The sequence below is a fragment of the Streptomyces sp. HmicA12 genome, assembly GCF_000373565.1.
Lineage (GTDB): Bacteria > Actinomycetota > Actinomycetes > Streptomycetales > Streptomycetaceae > Streptomyces.
Genome location: NZ_KB891805.1, coordinates 53189 through 71621, shown reverse-complemented (window position 1 = coordinate 71621; position 18433 = coordinate 53189). Strand labels below are relative to the sequence as shown.

Annotated in this window: 19 protein-coding genes; 6 read left to right on the top strand and 13 right to left on the bottom strand. The window is 72.6% G+C overall.

Annotated elements, in window-relative coordinates:
• Positions 1-99: 99 nt before the first annotated feature.
• The gene (locus B072_RS0114755) at positions 100-864 is read right to left on the bottom strand and encodes a GntR family transcriptional regulator (protein ID WP_018530727.1); all 765 of its coding nucleotides are present in this window, start codon (positions 862-864) and stop codon (positions 100-102) included.
• A 164-nt stretch (positions 865-1028) separates the two neighbouring features.
• On the opposite strand from B072_RS0114755, the gene B072_RS0114750 reads away from it, so the two are divergent.
• Positions 1029-2036 (top strand): Gfo/Idh/MocA family oxidoreductase, encoded by a 1008-nt coding sequence (locus B072_RS0114750; RefSeq protein ID WP_018530726.1) that lies wholly within the window; start codon positions 1029-1031, stop codon positions 2034-2036.
• A 258-nt stretch (positions 2037-2294) separates the two neighbouring features.
• On the opposite strand, the gene B072_RS0114745 is transcribed toward B072_RS0114750, so the two are convergent.
• The 4 genes from B072_RS0114745 to B072_RS0114730 form a co-directional block, all read right to left on the bottom strand.
• Entirely contained in the window at positions 2295-3479 is a 1185-nt protein-coding gene (locus B072_RS0114745) for a cytochrome P450 family protein (protein WP_018530725.1), read from the bottom strand.
• Positions 3480-3538: 59 nt separating this feature from the next.
• Entirely contained in the window at positions 3539-4768 is a 1230-nt protein-coding gene (locus tag B072_RS0114740) for an ROK family transcriptional regulator (protein ID WP_026245834.1), read from the bottom strand.
• A 78-nt stretch (positions 4769-4846) separates the two neighbouring features.
• On the bottom strand, positions 4847-5512 hold the full coding sequence (locus B072_RS0114735) for a response regulator (protein WP_018530723.1): 666 nt from the start codon (positions 5510-5512) through the stop codon (positions 4847-4849).
• A 44-nt stretch (positions 5513-5556) separates the two neighbouring features.
• Positions 5557-6837 (bottom strand): histidine kinase, encoded by a 1281-nt coding sequence (locus tag B072_RS0114730; protein WP_018530722.1) that lies wholly within the window; start codon positions 6835-6837, stop codon positions 5557-5559.
• A 180-nt stretch (positions 6838-7017) separates the two neighbouring features.
• Here B072_RS0114730 and B072_RS0114725 point away from each other — a divergent pair, with 180 nt between their 5' ends.
• Entirely contained in the window at positions 7018-7236 is a 219-nt protein-coding gene (locus B072_RS0114725) for a hypothetical protein (RefSeq protein WP_018530721.1), read from the top strand.
• Positions 7237-7253: 17 nt separating this feature from the next.
• On the opposite strand, the gene B072_RS0114720 is transcribed toward B072_RS0114725, so the two are convergent.
• From B072_RS0114720 to B072_RS0114710, 3 genes are all read right to left on the bottom strand, one after another.
• A complete protein-coding gene (locus B072_RS0114720; protein ID WP_018530720.1) occupies positions 7254-7664 on the bottom strand; it encodes a ribonuclease domain-containing protein in 411 nt (136 codons plus the stop codon).
• A gap of 63 nt (positions 7665-7727) precedes the next feature.
• Positions 7728-8633, bottom strand: coding sequence for a DMT family transporter (locus B072_RS0114715; RefSeq protein ID WP_018530719.1), 906 nt, complete (start codon positions 8631-8633; stop codon positions 7728-7730).
• A gap of 147 nt (positions 8634-8780) precedes the next feature.
• Positions 8781-9593 (bottom strand): AIM24 family protein, encoded by an 813-nt coding sequence (locus B072_RS0114710; protein ID WP_018530718.1) that lies wholly within the window; start codon positions 9591-9593, stop codon positions 8781-8783.
• Between the two features lie 128 nt (positions 9594-9721).
• Here B072_RS0114710 and B072_RS0114705 point away from each other — a divergent pair, with 128 nt between their 5' ends.
• Positions 9722-10453 carry an SDR family oxidoreductase gene (locus tag B072_RS0114705; RefSeq protein WP_018530717.1) on the top strand — a complete coding sequence of 244 codons (732 nt, stop codon included), beginning with the start codon at positions 9722-9724 and terminating at the stop codon, positions 10451-10453.
• 75 nt (positions 10454-10528) lie between these two features.
• Here the strand turns inward: B072_RS0114705 and alc are convergent, their stop codons facing one another.
• A complete protein-coding gene (alc, locus tag B072_RS0114700) occupies positions 10529-11653 on the bottom strand; it encodes an allantoicase (protein ID WP_026245832.1) in 1125 nt (374 codons plus the stop codon).
• 5 nt (positions 11654-11658) lie between these two features.
• Positions 11659-13005, bottom strand: a complete 1347-nt coding sequence (allB, locus tag B072_RS0114695; protein WP_018530715.1) for an allantoinase AllB — start codon at positions 13003-13005, stop codon at positions 11659-11661.
• A gap of 237 nt (positions 13006-13242) precedes the next feature.
• On the opposite strand from allB, the gene B072_RS0114690 reads away from it, so the two are divergent.
• Complete coding sequence (locus B072_RS0114690; protein WP_018530714.1) at positions 13243-14043, top strand: IclR family transcriptional regulator; 801 nt, start codon at positions 13243-13245, stop codon at positions 14041-14043.
• Positions 14044-14131: 88 nt separating this feature from the next.
• Here B072_RS0114690 and B072_RS0114685 read toward each other — a convergent pair whose 3' ends face one another.
• Together B072_RS0114685 and B072_RS0114680 are read right to left on the bottom strand one after the other, a co-directional pair.
• Positions 14132-14824 carry an ABC transporter ATP-binding protein gene (locus tag B072_RS0114685; RefSeq protein ID WP_018530713.1) on the bottom strand — a complete coding sequence of 231 codons (693 nt, stop codon included), beginning with the start codon at positions 14822-14824 and terminating at the stop codon, positions 14132-14134.
• Positions 14821-15882, bottom strand: coding sequence for an ABC transporter permease (locus B072_RS0114680; protein ID WP_026245831.1), 1062 nt, complete (start codon positions 15880-15882; stop codon positions 14821-14823). The genes B072_RS0114685 and B072_RS0114680 overlap by 4 nt, the downstream gene beginning before the upstream one ends.
• Positions 15883-16018: 136 nt before the next feature.
• Between B072_RS0114680 and B072_RS0114675 the strand changes: the two genes are divergently transcribed.
• Positions 16019-17212 carry a sensor histidine kinase gene (locus B072_RS0114675; protein ID WP_018530711.1) on the top strand — a complete coding sequence of 398 codons (1194 nt, stop codon included), beginning with the start codon at positions 16019-16021 and terminating at the stop codon, positions 17210-17212.
• Positions 17209-17835 (top strand): response regulator, encoded by a 627-nt coding sequence (locus tag B072_RS0114670; RefSeq protein ID WP_018530710.1) that lies wholly within the window; start codon positions 17209-17211, stop codon positions 17833-17835. Before B072_RS0114675 ends, B072_RS0114670 begins: the two co-directional genes overlap by 4 nt.
• A gap of 45 nt (positions 17836-17880) precedes the next feature.
• On the opposite strand, the gene B072_RS43225 is transcribed toward B072_RS0114670, so the two are convergent.
• Complete coding sequence (locus B072_RS43225; RefSeq protein ID WP_018530709.1) at positions 17881-18351, bottom strand: universal stress protein; 471 nt, start codon at positions 18349-18351, stop codon at positions 17881-17883.
• Positions 18352-18433 lie beyond the last annotated feature (82 nt).

Below are 18433 nucleotides of genomic sequence, written 5' to 3'. Positions count from 1 at the left end.
CCGCCCGGTGCGGCTGGAGGTGTTTGTAGCGGGGTCCCACGGCAGCGTCAATGAACTTGTCAGAACATTCGGACTACGTATGCGTCACGACCCCAACTCCTAGGAGCGTACGAGGAGTTGGAACTCGAAGGAGTAACGCGACGCACGATAGGTGTGCGAGCCGAACTCGACCGCGCGGCCCTTGTCGTCGAAGGTCGTGCGCTGCATGGTCAGCAGCGGTGCCCCTTCCGGCTCGCCGAGCCGCTCGCCCTCGACGGCGGTGGCGGCGCGGGCGCCGACGACCTGCCGGGCGCTGTGCAGGGTGATGCCGGCGGCCCGCATCAGGCGGTACAGGCCGGTGGCCTCGAGCCGGTCGTCGTCCAGGGCGAGCAGGCCGGTGGGGATGTGGTTGCAGAGGTAGGCCATCGGCTCGCCGTGGGCCAGGCGCAGCCGCTCGACCCGGTGCACCTCCTCGCCCTCGCCGATCGCGAGCGCGGCGGCCACCTCGGCGGAGGCGGGCACGAGCGTGTTGGCGGCCACCCGGGTCTCGGGGCGCTGGCCCGCCGCCTCCAGGTCGTCGTAGAGGCTGGAGAGCTCCAGCGGGCGCTTGACCTGGCTGTGCACGACCTGAGTGCCGACGCCGCGGCGCCGCACGAGCAGACCCTTGTCGACCAGGGCCTGAATGGCCTGGCGGACGGTGGGCCGGGAGAGACCGAGGCGCCCCGCCAGCTCGATCTCGTTGCCGAGCAGGCTGCCGGGGGTGAGCACGCCGCGCTCGATCGCCCCTTCCAGTTGCTGGGACAGCTGGAAGTACAGCGGGACCGGACTGCTGCGGTCGACGCCGAGTTCCAGCTGGACGGTGGGGTCGGCTACGGGTTTGGCCACGAGGCGAGCGTAGCGGCGGGAGATGTTGACGGGAAGTCCGAAGGTTCGATTGTCCTGACAAAGTGAGCGCGGGTGGGGGCGCCCCGGCTCGACGCCGCACCCCGGAACCTGTTTGTCAGGACAAAGGATTGACAGCATCTGGGCGGGACGGCACGTTGGGGTGCATGCGCATCGGACTCATCGGTACGGGCCGTATCGGCACCTTCCACGCAGGCGTCCTGGAGCGATACCGCGAGGTCGGCTCGCTCGTCGTCACCGACGCGGAACCGGAGCGGGCCGCGGCCCTCGCCGACCGGATCGGGGCGACGGCGGCGCCGAGCGTCGACGACCTCTTCAAGTGGGGCGTGGACGCGCTCGTCATCACCGCCGCGACATCGGCGCACGCGGAGCTGATCGGGCGGGCGGCGCGGGCCGGTCTGCCCGTCTTCTGCGAGAAGCCGATCGCGCTGGACCTGCCGGGAACACTGGCCGCGCTGCACGAGGTGCGGGCGGCCGGGACCGTGCTCCAGCTCGGGTTCCAGCGGCGGTTCGACGCCGGGTACACGGCGGCGCGCGAGGCCGTGCGGGCGGGACGGCTCGGGCGACTGCACACCGTACGGGCCCTGACCTCGGACCCGGCGCCGCCGCCCGCCGCGTATCTGCCGCTGTCGGGCGGGCTCTACCGGGACTGCCTGGTACACGACTTCGACGCGCTGCGCTGGGTGACCGGGCGGGAGGTCGTCGAGGTGTACGCGGCCGGGTCGGACGCGGGGCCCGCCATGTTCCGGGACGCGGGCGACGTGGACACGGCCGCCGTCGTACTGACCCTGGACGACGGCACGCTCGCCACGGCCACGGCCACGCGGTGCAACGGAGCCGGGTACGACGTGCGGATGGAGCTCTCCGGGGAACTGGACACGGTCGTGGTCGGGCTCGACGACCGCACGCCCGTCGCGTCCACGGAGCCGGACGGGCCACCGGCCGCGGACAAGCCGTGGCCCGGGTTCCTCGAACGGTTCGCGCCCGCGTACGAGGCCGAGCTGAAGGCGTTCGTGGATGTGGTGCGCGGGGCCCGGGACAATCCGTGCGACGGGTGGGAGGCGCTGGCCGCGCTGCGGGTCGCGGAGGCTTGTGAGGTGTCGCGGCGGGAGCGGCGGGTGGTGCGGGTGGAGGAGATCGCGGGGGGCCGGTAGCGGCGGGGCGGATCCGGTTCGTCGCGGGCTGCGGGTAGGTGGGGGCTGCGGGCAGGTGGGAGCTGCGGGCAGGTGGGAGCTGCGGGCAGGTGGGAGCTCGAGCTGGTCGCGCAGTTCCCCGCGCCCCTGCGATGCGCACTTCGTGCGGCATCTCATCGGGGAAGGCTGCGCGCAGCGCATGCCTTCAGGGGCGCGGGGCTGTGTCCATCAGCGGCTCCGCCGCGGGGCGCGACCAGCCCCCACGCACCCGCACTCGGACTACCACCTCACCCGCAACGAACGAACCCCCCGCATCAACACCCCGGGCAGCCAGCTCTCCGGCTCGCCGTCCAACGCCAGTTCGGGGCACCGCTCAAGAAGCGAGCGCAGCGCCCCGCGGCCCTCCAGTCGGGCCAGCGGGGCGCCCAGGCAGTAGTGGATGCCGTGGCCGAAGGCGAGGTGGCCGCGGGGCTCGCGGCGGATGTCGAAGCGGTCGGGCTCGGGGAAGCGGTCCGGGTCACGGTCCGCGTTGCCGATGGCGATCAGGACGGGGGCGCCCGCCGGGATCACCGTGCCGTCGATCTCCACCGGTTCGGCCGCGAAGCGGTGCGTCGCCGTCTCGACCGGGCCGTCGTAGCGCAGCATCTCCTCCACCGCGCCGTCGAGCAGGGTCATGTCGGCGCGCAGTGCGGCGAGTTGGTCGGGGTGGTCGAGGAGTGCGCGGACGCCGTTGCCGATCAGGTTCACCGTCGTCTCGTGGCCGGCCACGAGCAGCAGGAAGGCCATGCCGCGCAGTTCGTCCCGGGAGAGGCGGTCGCCGTCCTCGGACGTCGTGCGGATCAGGGCGCTCAGCAGGTCGTCGGCCGGTGCCGTGCTCCGCTTGTCCTCGATCAGCTCGTCCAGGAACCCGGCGATCTCGGCATGGGCCGCGTACGCCTCCTCGTCGGACGTCGGGGCCACCACCTGCGTCGACATCCGGCGGAACCGGTCGCGGTCGATGTCGGGCACGCCGAGCAGCTCGCAGATGACGACGAAGGGGAGCGGGAAGGCGAGGGACGCGATCAGGTCGGCGCTGCCGCGCGGCACCATGTCGTCGAGCAGTTCGTCGGTGATCTTCTGGATGCGCGGGGCGAGGGCCGCGACGCGGCCCGGGGTGAACTCACGGGTGACGAGCGAGCGCAGCCTGCCGTGCTCCGGCGGGTCCGCGAAGAGCAGGTGGAGTCCGATGAGGTCGTCGTCCAGGCTCCACGGCGGCGATTTGACCAGGCGCGGGTCGGTGAACGCGGCGCGCGCCGCCTCGTGTCCGACGATCAGCCACAGCTCTTCGGCCGGGCCGGGGCCCGGCGTGCGCACCTGGTGGACCGGGCCGCGGGCCCGCAGCTTCTCGTACACGGGATACGGGTCGGCGTAGAACCCCTCCCGGCCGCCCTCCGCGTACTCGCCCAGGTCGACGATCTCAGCCATGCCGCTCCCTCTCCGTGGACCTTCGCCTGTCTCGTCCCCACGTGTATCCCCCACCGGGTTCAACTCGCGCCGCTGACGATCGGTTCCCGGCGCGCCCCGCCCGTCTCCAGGAAGCGGGCGAGCGGCAGGGTCGCCGCGCCGACGGTGACCGCGTCGGTGCCGAGGCGGCCCAGTTCCACGGTGACCTGCGCGAAGGGGTGGCGCAGCGCGTACGCGGCGGCGGCGCGGCGCACCGGTTCGATCAGGCGGGGTCCGAGCAGCAGCCCCGCCCAGCCACCGACGACGATCCGTTCGGGGTTGAACAGGTTGACCAGGTCGGCGATGCCTGCGCCGAGGAACTCCGCGGTCTCGTCCAACAGCCCTGCCGTGGAGGGGTCTTCGAGGAGTTCGGCGAGGGCGCCCTCCTCGTCCGGCGACGTCCAGGTGCCGCCGGCCTCCCGCCACCGTTCGAGCAGCGCCTCCGCGCCGACGTACGCCTCCAGGCAGCCGCGCGCCCCGCACCGGCACGCGCGCCCGCCGACCCGCAGGACGGTGTGGCCCCACTCCCCCGCGCTGGAGGACGAGCCCTGGTAGGGCACGCCGTCGGCGATGACGCAGGCGCCGACGCCGGAGCCGATGAGGGTGATCACGGCGTTGCGGGCGCCGCGGCCCGCGCCGAACCACATCTCGGCGCGGCCGAGGGTCTTGGCGCCGTTGTCGACGAACACGGCGATCTCGGCGAGGAGTTCGCCCTCGGAGCGCAGCATCGCCTCCAGCGGGACCGCGTCCCAGCCGATGGTCTGGCCGTGCACGACGGCGCCGTGCGCTCCGGACGCGTCGACGATGCCGGGGACGCCGATGCCGACGCCGATGAGCGAGGCGGGCGTCACGTCGGCCTCGGCGAGGACGTCGGTCAGCCCCGTCGCGATGAGGCGGACCACGGCCTGGGCGTCGTACTTCCCGTCGGGCAACGGGGCTTCCACGCGCGCGAGTTCACTGAGACTGAGGTCGAACAGCTCGACGCGCACCCGGGTCTCTCCGACGTCCACTCCCGCGAGGTGGCCGCTGCCGGGCGCGACGCGCAGCAGGGTGCGCGGGCGGCCGCCGTCGGAGTCGACGGACCCCGCCTCCTCGACCAGGCCGTCGGCGACCAGTTCGGAGACGACGTTGCTGATGGAGCCGGAGCTGAGCGCCGTCATCGGGCCCAACTCCTGTCTGCTGAGCGGCCCTTCGAAGTAGAGCTTGCCCAGTACGGTGGCCCGGTTGTTGCGGCGCAGATCGCGCACCGTACGCCGACGTGGTCCTGCCATGCCTCGCTCCCACCCCTTCACCCAACAGCACCCGGCTCTCGGATCACGCTGTGAATTTACCCCGGCCGGGGGTCGCTCTCAGCTTTCGTCGAGCAGTCCCGCGTCGTGGACGAGCAGCGCGATCTGTACGCGGTTGTTGAGGTCGAGCTTGGCCATGATGCGGGAGACGTGTGTCTTGACGGTGGCGACGCTCATGTAGAGGGTCGCGGCGATCTCGGCGTTCGGCTTGCCGCGGCCCACCTCGACGGCCACGTCCCGCTCCCGCGCGGCCAGTTCACCGATCCGGGCGCGGGCCCCGGCCCTGCGGACGTCGCGCTCGGAGGCGGCGGCGTGCGTCATCAGCTGGCGGGTCACGGCGGGCGACAGGACCGGGTCGCCGCCCGCGACGCTGCGTACGGCGCCGAGGATGTCGGCCGGGGACGCGTCCTTGAGCACGAATCCGGCGGCGCCCGCGCGCAGCGCCCGCAGTACCTGCTCGTCGGCGTGGAACGTGGTGAGGACGACGACCTCGGGCGCGTCCGCGCGGGCCCTGAGGTGCTCGGTCGCGGTGAGGCCGTCCATGGCCGGCATGCGGATGTCCATGAGGACGACGTCGGGCCGCACCGTGGTGGCGAGCGTCAGCGCCTCCTGCCCGTCGGCCGCCTCTCCGACGATCTCGACGTCGTCCGCTCCGCCCAGCATGATCTTCAGGCCCGAACGGACCAGGGGGTCGTCGTCGACGAGCAGCAAACGGATCGCGTTCATGGCTCCCACCGTAGTCAAGCTCCGATCCGCGGCGTGCGGGCGCGTCAACCGCTCCACGGCAACCATGCCCGCACCTGGAATCCGCCGTCCCGCGCGGGTCCGTGGTCGAGCCGGCCGCCGGCGAGCGTGGCCCGTTCCGTCAAGCCGATCAGTCCCTGGCCCGAGCCGGGCACGTGCGGGACCGCGCCGGGCGGCGGCGGGTTGCGGACGGTGATCGTCAGGCCCTCGCCCTCGGCGCCCGTCACGGTGACCGCGACCTCGGCTCCGGGCGCGTGCTTGCGGGCGTTGGTCAGGCCCTCCTGCGCGATGCGGTAGGCGGTGCGGCCGGTCGAGGCGGGCACGGACTTGGGGTCGGGGACCCGGTTGTCGAGGTGTACGTCCATGCCGGCCTCGCGGGACTCGGCGATCAGGGTGTCGAGGGCGGCCAGGGTGGGCTGGGGGCGGCCCGACTCCTCGCCGTGGTCAGCGGCCCGCAGCACGCCGATGATCTCGCGCAGGTCCTGCAGCGCCTCGTGGGAGCTCTCCCGGATGACACCGGCGGCCCGGGCGATCTCCTCCTGGGGCGCGTCGGGCCGGAACTCCAGGGCGCCCGCGTGCACGCTGAGCAGGGTGAGGCGGTGCGCGAGCACGTCGTGCATCTCGCGGGCGATGTCCTCGCGGGCCAGGCGCTGGGCCTTCTCCGCGCGCAGGGCCGCCTCGTTCTCGGCGCGCGCGGCCCGGTCCCGCAGCGACAGCAGCAGTTGGCGCCGGGAGCGCACGAACATGCCCCAGCCGACGACCGCGACCGTGATCATCACGGTGAACGTGACCGACAGCAGCCACGACGAATCGGGGTCGGGCCGCAGCCAGAAGAAGAGCGGCACCAGGGCGATGTTGGCGCCCGCGACCCAGGCGATGTACCGGAACGGGCGGTGCACGGCGAGCGTGAACATCGAGATCATGACCGCGCCGCCCGCGCTGTTGGACACGAAGGCGACCGGAATGAGGGCCACCGCCAGGCCGAGCGGCCAGCGCCTGCGCAGCCAGACCCCGGCGCAGGCCAACGCACCCAGCACCTGGTCGGTCCCGGCCAGGAGACGCGGCGTGTTCGGGTCGTCCCAGGTCTGCTCGGCCAGGATCAGCCCGAAGAACACCGCGATGAGGAAGCAGCTGAAGTCGACGATCCAGTCGCGGGCGGTGCGGCGTCTGCGGCCGGGGCGCCCGTCGGCGTCGAGATCGACCTCGTCGGCGACGGCCGAGGGCAGCAGTCGGCGCCGCCACGGCAGCGGCAGCTCACCTGCCGGTGCCGGGGTCTCGGTCGCGCGTATCTCCTGCCGTGCCTCCATGGTCGACAAATCTACGCACGATGGGCCCCGCGCACCGCCCCGCGCCGCGACCGGGGGACCAAAGTCGCAGGGGCCGAAGACTTTGGTCGCGCGGCGGCGGGCCGTACGGCGACGTGCGGCGTACGGGACTCGCCCCGCGGCCGATGTGCGTGGGGGGTCCGCGGGGCGAGAGTTCCGGACATGAACAAGAAGCAGCTGTGGACGATGCTGGAGATCATCGGGATGTTCGCCCTGATCCAGGGCACCGTCGGCCTGGTGCACAAGTTCACCGGCTGGCTGGGCTGGGGACTGGTGGAGCGGGTCCCCTTCCTCGACGGCCACGAGGTGTACGGCAGCATCGCGCTCGTGGTCCTCGCGTTCGCCCTGTTCGCGGCCGCCGAGAGCCAGAAGAAGGCCTGACTAGGCCGTTCCCCGGGTCAGCAGGAGTAGTCGATCAGGTCGAACGACGCGTAGTGGTCGGCCGTGTAGTAGTCCTCCTGGCTCGCCTCACCGGTGACGATGCGGCGAGCGCCGCGGTCGGAGGAGCCCGGGGTGATGACCGTGTACTCGTGGTAGTAGCCGGTGGACTGCGACGGCAGGACGCCCTCGCGGTTCTGGAAGACGGTCCCGTCCTGCGAGTACGGGAACGGTCCGCCCGCCTCGATCAGGTCCAGGGTGTCGTACGCCTGGGAGGGCAGGTCGGAGTGGCAGATGTCGCCGACCGCGGCGGCGGCCCGCACGGAGACGGTGGCCGTGGGGGCGGCCTGCGCGGCGACGGTGGCGGGGCCGCCGATGAGGAGGGCGGCGGCGACGGCTACGGCGCTGAAGAAGCGTGGGGGTGTCTTCATGCCTTTCATTGACGCGCGTAGAGCTACGCGCGTCAATCCCAACCGCAGCCTGTTTTCCCGGAGTTAACTTGCCGAGCGCCGGCCCCAGCTGGTTCCGGCCAGCACCAGAACCGCTCCCAACACACCCAACGCGCCCAGCCGTTCACCACCCAGCGCAATTCCGGCCGCGGCCGCCCAAAGGGGCTCCGTGCCGAGCAGCAGGCTGACGCGCGAAGGGGACGTACGGCGCACGGCCCACATCTGCACGAAGAACGCGAACAGCGTGCAGAAGACGGACAGGAACAACAGGCTTGCCCAGTCGCCGGGTTCGAAGGCGGCGGCCGTGTCCCACGGGGTGGAGCCGGTGCCGGGCACCGCGCACAGCAGCGCGAACACGAGGACGGCGGAGCCGAGTTGGACCGTCGTGAGCGACAACGCGTCGGCGCCCTCGACCGACTTGACCCGCGCCATCGTGAGCACGTGCACGGTGCGGGCGAGGGCCGCGAGCAGCATGAGCAGATCACCGGCCGAAGGTGTCGTGAAACCGCCCCCCTGGGTGAGCAGCACGACGCCGAGCACGGACAGTCCGGCCGCGCCGAGGAACGTGCGGGACGGCCGGGTCCGGGTGACGGCGGCCTCGGCGAGCGGGGTGAAGATCATGGTGAGGCTGATGATGAGGCCCGCGTTGGTCGCCGAGGTGTGGACGACGCCGTACGTCTCCAGGAGGAAGATCCCGCTGAGGATGAGGCCGAGCAGTCCGGCGCCGCGCCACTGCGCGGCGCTCAGCGCGCGCAGCCCCCGCCATCCGGCGCACACGAGGGCGGGCAGCACGATCCCGAAGCGCAGGACCAGGACGGCGAGCACCGTCGACTCGGTGGTGACGCCCTTGGCCGCGAGATAGCTGGCGCCCCAGACGACGGCGACCGCGAGGACGGGCACGTCGGTCAGCCAGGCGCGGGATCGGGGTGCGGGCAGGGCGAGGCTGCTCAAGGAGGTCTCCGGGAGGGCGGGGCCGTGCGGAGACTTCGGCGGCTCTCGCGGGGGCGGCGCTCACCGTACCCGCGGCATGATCGCGCCCGCTACCGGTCGGTCACGCGAAACTCCCCTGCGTGGGGCGTCCTTCGAGGCCGTACGGACTCAGCCGGTGTGGGTGGAGAACAGGCCGCCCGTCGGTCCCTGCTTGTCGCCGCCCTGGGCCTTCTTCAGGGCGTTGGCCAGGCCCTCGATGGTCATGGACTGCAGGATCACCCGGCCGTTGCCCTCCAGCGTCGCGAGGGACAGGCCCTCACCGCCGAAGACCGCGTTCATCATGCCCTGGCGGTTGAGGCCGCCGATGCGCTGGACCCCGTACTGGATGCCCTCCTCGAAGGCGACGATGCAGCCGGTGTCGACCTCGATGCGGCCGCCGAAGTCCGCCGGGTTCAGGTCGATGAAGTTGCCGGAGCCCGCGATGATCACGGTGCCGCGCCCGGTGAACTTCTCCAGGACGAAGCCCTCGCCTCCGCTGCGCCCCGTCCTGCCGCCCTGCCAGGCGATGCCGAACTCGACGCTCGACTCGGCGGCGACGAAGGCGTCCTTCTCGGCGAACCACGCGCGCGTGCCGTCCAGCTCCAGGGCGCGCATCTCGCCGGGCAGCACGCCCGCGAAGCCGACCGTGCCCTCGCCCTGCGACGTGAAGTACTGGAAGGCGAGCGACTCGCCGGCGAGCGCGCGCTGGCCGACCTGCATGGCCGTGCCCACGGCCTGGCGGAGCATGCCGCCCATGCCGGGGGCGCCGCCCTGCGCCTGCTGTCCGCCTCCCTGGGAGGGGCCGGACAGCCGGGTCTCCATGCTCACGTTCGCCGTCTTGAACAGGAACTTTCCGGCCTCGCAGTAGACGGTCTGGCCGGGCTGGAGGTTCACCACGGCCATCTGCATGGCGTTGCCGACGATCTCTTGCTGAAGTGTCACGCCCCCTCAACGCACGAGACGGAGGCGATGGTTCCGCATCTCGATCTCGGTGTCCGTTCCCCGCCAGCTTTCACCCTGTCGCGCCGCTGTACTTGAAGCCACAACAACCCATCGCTTCGGGAGATGACATGGACGGCAAAGTGGCTCTGGTGACCGGCGGCTCGCGCGGGATCGGTGCGGCGACGGCGCTGCGGCTGGCCGAGGACGGGTTCGACGTCGTGGTCAGCTACGTACACGGCAAGGAGGCCGCCGAGGAGGTGGTGCGCCGGATCGGGGCGCTGGGGAGGCGCGGCGCGGCGGTGCGCGCGGACGCGGCCGACGCCGCGGAGGCGGCGGGGGTGGTGAGCGCCGCGGTGGACCGGCTCGGCCGTCTCGACGTGCTGGTCAACAACGCGGGGGTGGGCGCGCTCGGCCCGCTGGAGGCGCACGCCCCGCAGGACGTCGACCGGGTGCTCGCGGCGAACGTGCGGGGCGTCTACCTCGCCGCGCAGGCCGCCGCGCCCGTGCTGCCCGAAGGCGGCCGGATCATCACCGTCGGCAGTTGCATGGCCCAGCGCGTCCCCGGTCCCGGCGGCACGCTGTACGCGATGAGCAAGGCGGCCCTGATCGGCCTGACGAAGGCGCTGGCCCGGGAGCTCGGCGGGCGGGGCATCACGGCGAACATCGTGCACCCGGGCCCGATCGACACCGACATGAACCCGGCGGACGGGCCGTCGGCGTCGTGGCAGGCGTCCATGACCGCGCTCGGCCGGTACGGCACGGCGGCGGAGGTCGCGGGGACCGTGGCACATCTCGCGGGGCCGGACGCGGTCTACGTGACGGGCGCCGAGTTCGCGATCGACGGCGGGTTCGCCGCGTAGCCGCCGGTCAGGGGCAGGAGAACGCGGGGCGCACCGGTGCTGTCGGGCCGGTGCGCCCCGCAGGCCGTCCGGGCGTTACTCGCCCGACTCCGCGTGCCGCGCGGACAGCCGGGCGGAGCCCTGCTCGGTCAGCGAGCCGAACAGGCGCAGGCGCGAGATGCCGCCGTCCGGGTAGATGTCGATGCGGGCGTGGGTGCCGACGGCCGGGGTGTCGAGCACGAAGCGGTGGTTCGTGTCGGGCTGGAGGCGGGTGCGGGGCAGTACCTCGACCCAGTCGCCGTTCTCGCCGTCCTTGACGGAGACCGACGCCCAGCCGGCGCTGTTGCCCTTCAGGTACGCCGTGTCGATCTCCAGGGCGCGGATCTCGGACTGGGCGGCGAGCCGGTAGCGGATCCAGTCGTTGCCGTTGTCGCGGCGGCGCCGGGTCTCCCAGCCGTCGTCCATCTTGCGGGAGTAGCCCGGCTGGATGGTGTTGGAGGCGGGCGAGTAGAAGAGGTTCGAGGCGTCCTCGGCGCGGCCGCCGTTCGCCAGGGCGACGACGTCGAAGGTGCCGAGCGTGGCGAGCCACTTCGGGTCCGGGACGACCTCGCCGTAGACGCGCAGGCGGGCGATGCCGCCGTCGGGGTGCTGGTTGAGGCGCAGGTGGGTGAAGCGCTGCTCGGACGTCACCTCGAAGCCGTTCGCCGCGTGGCCGCCGACGGCCGTGCGCGGGACGAGAGTCGTCCACTTCACGTCGCCGGAGAGGAGTTCCTCGGGCGTGGGCGCGCCCGCGACGGACGCGGCCTCCACCGAGACCGCCTGCGGGTAGTTGCCGCGGAAGTGGGCGGTGTCGACGACGATGCCACGGATGACGCCCGGTGCGCCCAGGCGGACCAGGGCCCAGTCGTGGTCGTCGGCGGTGGGCCACGGGTGGTCGGCGCCGGAGCCGCGGCGACGGCGGGTCTCCCAGCCGTCCATGATCTTGCCCTTGTGGCCGAAGTGCTCCGGGTCGAACTCGGCGGGGGTGGCGACCAGCAGGTTCTCGCGCTGCGCGAAGAACTCGTCGTTCGCGGCGATCACGCCGGCGCCGAGCGTGCGCGCGGCGAGGTCGACGTGGTGCGTGAACGGGAAGTCCGCGGTGCGGTAGTCGGCGTACGGGTCGCCGCCGCCGTAGGGGCTGGCGTCACCGGTGAAACTGGGTATCCCAGAAGTCGCGGACATGGTGGTCACTTGTTCCTTTCGAGCAGCTTGCCCTGCGGGGCGGTGAACTCTCCGTCGGCGACGATGCGCTCGCCGCGCAGCCAGGTCGACCGCACGACGCCGTGCAGCGTCTTGCCCGCGTACGCGGTGACGCGGTTGCGGTGCTGGAGGTCGGCGGGGTCGACGGTGAAGGTGGCGTCCGGCGAGAGGACGGCGAAGTCGGCGTCGCGGCCGACGGCGATGGCGCCCTTGCGGTCGTCGAGACCGACCAGCGCGGACGTCCGCTCGGACATCCAGCGGACCACGTCCTCCAGCGAGTGGCCGCGCTCGCGGGCCGCCGTCCAGATGGCCGAGAGGCTCAGCTGGAGGCCGGAGATGCCGCCCCAGGCGGTGGCGAAGTCGTCGGTCTTCAGGTCGGCCGTCGACGGCGAGTGGTCGGTGACCACGCAGTCGATGGTGCCGTCGGCGAGGGCCTGCCAGAGCAGGTCCTGGTTGGCGGCCTCCCGGATCGGCGGGCAGCACTTGAACTCGCTGGCCCCGTCCGGTACTTCCTCGGCGGTGAGGGTGAGGTAGTGCGGGCACGTCTCGACGGTCAGCTTGACGCCCTCGGCCTTGGCGGCGGCGATCAGCGGCAGCGCGTCGGAGGACGACAGGTGCAGGATGTGGACGCGGGCGCCGATCCGCTTGGCGGTGTCGATGAGCCCCTTGATGGCGACGTCCTCGGAGACCCGGGGGCGGGTGGCGAGGTAGTCGTCGTACTTCGGGCCGCTGTGGTGCGGGGCCACGTCGAGCTCGTGCGGGTCCTCGGCGTGCACGATGAGCAGGCCGCCGAAGCCGGCGATCTCGGCCATGGACGCGGTGAGCTGGTCCCCGTCCAGGTGCGGGAACTCGTCCACGCCGGACGGCGACAGGAAGCACTTGAAGCCGAAGACGCCGGCGTCGTGCAGCGGGCGCAGGTCCTTGACGTTGTCGGGCAGGGCGCCGCCCCAGAAGCCGACGTCGATGTGCGCCTTGGAGGCGGCCACCTCCTTCTTCGTACGGAGGTTGTCGACCGTCGTCGTCGGCGGCAGGGAGTTGAGCGGCATGTCGACGAGGGTCGTGATGCCGCCGGCCGCGGCGGCGCGGGTGGCGGTCCAGAAGCCCTCCCACTCGGTGCGCCCCGGGTCGTTCACGTGGACGTGGGTGTCGACGATGCCGGGCAGGAGGACGTCGTCGCCGAAGTCTTCGACCCGGGCGCCCTCCGGCACCTGCGCGTCGTGCGCCAGCACCGCCGCGATTTTCCCCTGGGCGACGGCCACCGACGCGGGCCGCGTACCGTCGGGGGTGATGACGCGGGTCGAGCGCAGCACCAGTTCGACTTCGACGTCCGACACCCTGGACCTCCGTACGTAAGTTTTCAACGCCAGTTTCAACGTTCTGTTGAAGGAGTTTTCACTCCTCGTTCGCGGTCCGTCAAGAGCGCACAAGTCTCTGGACGTTTCCACAAAGTGAAATTATGATTCCGGTAGGCAGAACGTAGCTACCGACGAACTTCGAGGTCAAGGGATCACTGGCCGGGAAACCGCCGGTAGGCTGCACCCTCGCTTGCTTGTCCTCGAAAGGAACGCGCCGTGCCGACGTCCAACGCCAGCACCACTGATGCCGCCAAGTCCGCACCCAGCGGCGGTGTCCAGTCTCTCGAGCGCGCCTTCGACCTGCTGGAGCGCATGGCCGACGCCGGCGGCGAGGTGGGCCTGAGCGAACTCTCCGCGAGCAGCGGCCTGCCCCTGCCGACGATCCACCGCCTGATGCGCACGCTGGTCGCCTGCGGTTACGTACGCCAGCAGCCCAACCGCCGCTACGCGCTCGGCCCGCGCCTGATCCGCCTCGGCGAGTCGGCGTCCCGGCTGCTCGGCACCTGGGCCCGCCCCTATCTCGCCCGTCTCGTCGAGGAGACCGGTGAGACGGCGAACATGGCGCTGCTCGACGGGGACGAGATCGTCTACGTCGCCCAGGTGCCCTCGAAGCACTCCATGCGGATGTTCACCGAGGTCGGCCGCCGGGTGCTGCCGCACTCGACCGGCGTCGGCAAGGCGCTCCTCGCGCACACGCCCGCCGACGAGGTGCGGGCCCTGCTCGCCAGGACCGGGATGCCGGCCGCGACGGAGAAGACCCTCACGACGCCCGACGGCTTCCTCGACGCGCTGGAGGACGTACGACGTCTCGGTTACGCCGTCGACGACAACGAGCAGGAGATCGGGGTGCGCTGCCTCGCGGTGTCCGTCCCGGACTCCCCCACGGCCGCGGCGATCTCCATCTCGGGGCCCGCGGGGCGGGTGACCGACGCGGCGACGGAGAAGATCGTGCCGGTGCTGCAGCAGGTCGCGCAGGAACTGTCGGAGGCGCTGGCGAGCACCGGGAACGCGTCGTAGGCAGCCTCCCCCTGGGAGCGAGCGGACCTCGCTCCCAGGGGCGCGGGCAACTGCGCGAGAAGCCCCACCGGCCCGCGGCCGAGGACGCTCAGCAGACCCCACCCCGGAGGTCGGCCGAGCCCAGACTTCCGTCCACCATCTCGACCACCCGGTCGGCGAAGCCCAACTGCCCCCGGTCATGAGTGACCAGCACCGTCGCGGTGCCCCACTCCCGGGTCAGCCCGCCGATCAACTCCAGCACCTCGGCCCCCCGTTCGTGATCCAGCGCACTGGTCGGCTCGTCGACGAGCAGGACCTTCGGCTCGTTCATGAGGGCCCGCGCGATGTTGACCCGCTGCCGCTGCCCGCCGGAGAGCTGGTGCGGTCGCCGGTGCGCCTGGTCCGCGAGGCCCACCTCGGCCAGCAAGTCCCGTGCCCGAGAACGGACTTCGCGCGGCCGGCGCCCGTCCAGGTGGGCCATGACCTGGAGTTGTTCCAGCGCGGTCAGCGACGGCAGCAGGTTCGGCTGCTGGAAGACGATGCCGATGGCGCGGCGCCGCAGCTCGGCGGCGTCGGCGCGGCTCAGCCCTGTCGCGTCGGTCCCGGCGACGAGGACACGGCCGCTGTCCGGGGTGACCAGCGTCGCCGCGACGGCGAGCAGGCTGGACTTGCCGGACCCGGACGGTCCGACGACGGCGGTGAGGCCACCCGCGGGAACCTCCAGGCCCACCCGGTCCAGGGCGGTCAGCCGCCCGTCCCCGTCGGGGTAGGTCAGCGTGATGTCGGCGAGCAGCAGGGTCATCGGGCACTTCCGAGGGCGGTGAGGGGGTCGACGGCGGTGATCCGCCGGATGGACAGGGCGGCGCCGACGACGCCGAGGACGGTCATCACGACGGCCGGGCCGACGGTGGTCAGCGGCTCCATCACGAACGGCACGCTGTCCGGCACGAACGCCCCGATGAGCGCGGCGAGGCCGGTCCCGAGCGCCGTACCGCCGACCAGCATGATCACGGCCTGCCCGAGCGCGTCCCGCAGCAGGTATCCGGTGGAGGATCCGAGCGCCTTCAACACCGCGATGTCGCCGCTGCGCTGGATGGTCCAGACGGTGAAGAACGCGCCGATGACCATCGCCGAGATGACGAAGAGGAAGCCGCGCATCAGCTGCAGCGAACCGTTCTCGGCCTGGTAGGACCCTATGGCTTCGAGGGCGCCGTCGACGGTCGTGGTGTCGGTGCCCGCGGCCCGGTCGGCGGCGCCGAGGTCGGCGCCGGATCCGGTGGTCAGGGCGACGACCGTGGCCCCGTCGGAGTGGGTGAGGGTCTGCCAGTCGCCGAGGTCGGTCCAGACGACGGGCGTGTGGCTGTAGGAGGCGTCTCCGGAGACCGCGGAGACGGTGAGCGTCTCGGCGCCGAGGGTGATCGTGTCGCCCCCGCCCACTCCCAGCTCGGCCGCGGCCTTCTGCGACAGGACGGCCGTGCCCGGCTCCGTGGCGTCGGGCGCGAGGCCCGAGCCGGGCCGCACCCCGAACGCGGAGACCGCGGCGGTCCGGTCACCCGCCTCCGCGTCGAGGGTGCTGATGCCGATCGGCTCGGCGCTCGCCACGCCCGGCTGCCCGGCCAGCTCCCGCCATTGCTTCTGGGTGACGGTCGAGCCGGTGAAGGACACGGGCCGGCCGTCCGCGGGCCGCGCGAACGCGATGTGGTCGGCGGGCAGCCCGGTCAGCGCGGACGTGTTGTCCCGGGCGAGCCCGGCCGTCAGCCCCGACAGCAGTCCCACCAACAGCGTGATCAGTACGATCACGGCCCCCATCAGGGCGAACCTGCCCTTGGCGAACCGTAGATCTCTCCATGCGACGAACATGCCGTCCACAGTGCGGCCCGCGCCCCTCCCCGGGCATCGCGCCACAGCACGCTTCACCCGAATCGAAGGAAGCACCCCGCTTTCAACCTTTCGGTTGACCGGTTCGAGGGATTGCCTCCGTACGCTGGTGAACGGTATGGATCCACGTTCCCTCACCCCCGCCCTGCGCGCGCTGCGCCTGTGCCTGCACCTGCTCACGGCGGGACTGCTCGGCCTCGTCGTGCTGCGCGCCCTGACCGGCCGCACGGACGAGCCGGCCGCCGCGGTGGTGGCGGTGGCCGCGGCCATGGGTGTCGTCTACGCGGCCGGGTCGCTGATCGGGGCCGTACGGTCCACGCGCGTCGGCGCGGCCTGCTGGCTCGCCGCACTGGGCGCGGTGTGGGCGGTCCTGCTCGCCCTCTCCCCCGACGGTGTGTGGCTCGCGTTCCCGCTGTACTTCCTGCTCGTCCATCTGCTGCCCGTGCGGTGGGCGCTGCCTGCGGTGGCGGTCTCGGCGGGCGCGGCCATCGCCTCGTACGTCGGTCATGGTGCCCCGCTCAACGCGGGCGCGTTCATAGGGCCGCTGCTCGGCGGATGCGTCGCCGTGGCGACCGTGCTCGGCTACCAGGCGCTGTACCGGGAGAGCGAGAGCAGGCGCCGGCTCATCGAGGAGCTCATCGCGACCCGCGCCGAACTCGCCGACGCCGAACGCACCGCGGGCACGCTCGCCGAACGCGAACGGCTCGCCCGCGAGATCCACGACACCCTCGCGCAGGGCCTCTCCTCGATCCAGCTGCTGCTGCGGGCCGCCGGGCGCGATCTGCCCGCCGACTCCGCCGCCGCGGCCCACATCGAGCGGGCCCGCGCCACCGCGCAGGACAACCTCGCCGAGGCCCGCCGGTTCGTGCGCGCCCTCAGCCCGCCCGACCTGGCGGGCGGCTCGCTCGCGGCGGCCCTGGAGCGGCTGTGCGCCACGGCGCACGGCGTCAGCGCCCGCTGCACGACGAGCGGCACCCCGCTCGTGCTCCCCACCCCGTACGAGGTGGCGCTGCTGCGGATCGCCCAGTCGGCGCTCGGCAACACGGTGCGGCACGCGCACGCGCGCCGCGCGGAGATCACCCTCAGCTTCATGGAGACCTCGGTGGCCCTGGACGTGGTGGACGACGGCGACGGCTTCGATCCGGAGCACCCGGAGCACGCGGTGTCCGGCGACGGCGGTTTCGGGCTGCCCGCGATGCGGGCGCGGGTGCGGGCGCTCGGCGGTACGTTCACCGTCGAGTCGGCGCCGGGGCAGGGCACGGCCGTCGCCGTCACGCTGCCGCTGCCGCTGTCCTCCGGGGGTGGCGCGTGATCCGGCTGCTGCTCGCCGACGACCACCCCGTCGTACGGGCCGGTCTGCGGGCCGTCCTCGACGCGGAGCCCGACTTCGAGATCGTCGCGGAGGCCGCGTCCGCGGAGGCCGCCGTCGAACTGGCCGGCACCGCGGATGTGGACGTCGTGCTGATGGACCTGCAGTTCGGGACCGGGATGCACGGCTCCGAGGCGACGGCACGCATCGCGGGGCTCGACGGCGGGCCGCGCGTTCTGGTGCTCACCACGTACGACACCGACGCGGACATCCTGGCGGCGGTGGAGGCCGGCGCCTCCGGCTATCTGCTGAAGGACGCCCCACCGGAGGAGCTGGCGGCAGCGGTACGGACCGCCGCCGCGGGACGCTCCGCACTGGCCCCGGCGGTGGCGCTCCGCCTGATGGACCGGATGCGGGCGCCCGCGGAGTCGTTGAGCAAGCGGGAGTTGGAGGTGCTCCAGCTGGTGCGGGACGGCCTCTCCAACGCGGAGATCGCGCGCGAGCTGTTCTTGAGCCAGGCCACCGTGAAATCCCATCTGGTGCACGTGTACGCGAAGTTGGGGGTGGATTCGCGGACCTCGGCGGTGGCTGCCGCCATCAGCAGGGGGTTGGTGAGACCCCGCTAGGGCGGCGGCTTTTCGTGGGTTGCTCGCGCAGCTCCCCGCGCCCCCTTACGGGGCTGCCAGCAGCGCCCGAAGCTGAGCCCGGGGAACCTTGCGGAGCGGGACCGTGAGGACCGGGCACCACGCGTGGCGGCGCGCATGGCGGTGGACGGGGCCCCGGTGGCCGCCGATCACCAGCAGGTCGCCGGGGGCCGCGGCCAGCTCCACCAGTACGGGCCCCGGCCTGCCCCGGACGACGCGCAGGGCCACCTCGATGTCGGACGGCACCCCGCCCACCGCGTCCTCGAAGGCGCGGGCCAGCGTGACGCGTGCCTCGGTCTCCCAGTGCAGGGCCCACTCCCGGTCCGGCCGGCGGGAGTACAGCTTCTCCCCCTCGGGCGGCTCCCAGGCCACTACGGCGACCAGCGGCCGCCCGGAACGACGCGCCTGGTCCACGGCGGAGCGCAGCGCGGCGAGACTCGCCGGGGAACCGCTCACCCCGGCCACCACACGGCCTGCCCCGAACCCGTCGTCGTACATCGCGCGCCTCCTGCTCCCACGTAGGCCACTTCTCCTCGGCCACTGCCGAGTCTGTACGCTGATTGGCCTGGACAGCAGGGCC

Excerpts from the sequence above, each read along its gene's own strand:
- B072_RS0114735 (WP_018530723.1), bottom strand. The coding sequence starts at position 5,512 with ATGAACGCGATCCGTTTGCTGCTCGTCGACGACGACCCCCTGGTCCGT.
- B072_RS0114680 (WP_026245831.1), bottom strand. The coding sequence starts at position 15,882 with ATGTTCGTCGCATGGAGAGATCTACGGTTCGCCAAGGGCAGGTTCGCC.
- B072_RS0114720 (WP_018530720.1), bottom strand. The coding sequence starts at position 7,664 with ATGAAGACACCCCCACGCTTCTTCAGCGCCGTAGCCGTCGCCGCCGCC.
- B072_RS0114740 (WP_026245834.1), bottom strand. The coding sequence starts at position 4,768 with ATGGCAGGACCACGTCGGCGTACGGTGCGCGATCTGCGCCGCAACAAC.
- B072_RS43225 (WP_018530709.1), bottom strand. The coding sequence starts at position 18,351 with ATGTACGACGACGGGTTCGGGGCAGGCCGTGTGGTGGCCGGGGTGAGC.
- B072_RS0114745 (WP_018530725.1), bottom strand. The coding sequence starts at position 3,479 with ATGGCTGAGATCGTCGACCTGGGCGAGTACGCGGAGGGCGGCCGGGAG.
- B072_RS0114730 (WP_018530722.1), bottom strand. The coding sequence starts at position 6,837 with ATGGAGGCACGGCAGGAGATACGCGCGACCGAGACCCCGGCACCGGCA.
- B072_RS0114685 (WP_018530713.1), bottom strand. The coding sequence starts at position 14,824 with ATGACCCTGCTGCTCGCCGACATCACGCTGACCTACCCCGACGGGGAC.
- B072_RS0114750 (WP_018530726.1), top strand. The coding sequence starts at position 1,029 with ATGCGCATCGGACTCATCGGTACGGGCCGTATCGGCACCTTCCACGCA.
- alc (WP_026245832.1), bottom strand. The coding sequence starts at position 11,653 with ATGTCCGCGACTTCTGGGATACCCAGTTTCACCGGTGACGCCAGCCCC.
- B072_RS0114675 (WP_018530711.1), top strand. The coding sequence starts at position 16,019 with ATGGATCCACGTTCCCTCACCCCCGCCCTGCGCGCGCTGCGCCTGTGC.
- B072_RS0114725 (WP_018530721.1), top strand. The coding sequence starts at position 7,018 with ATGAACAAGAAGCAGCTGTGGACGATGCTGGAGATCATCGGGATGTTC.
- B072_RS0114705 (WP_018530717.1), top strand. The coding sequence starts at position 9,722 with ATGGACGGCAAAGTGGCTCTGGTGACCGGCGGCTCGCGCGGGATCGGT.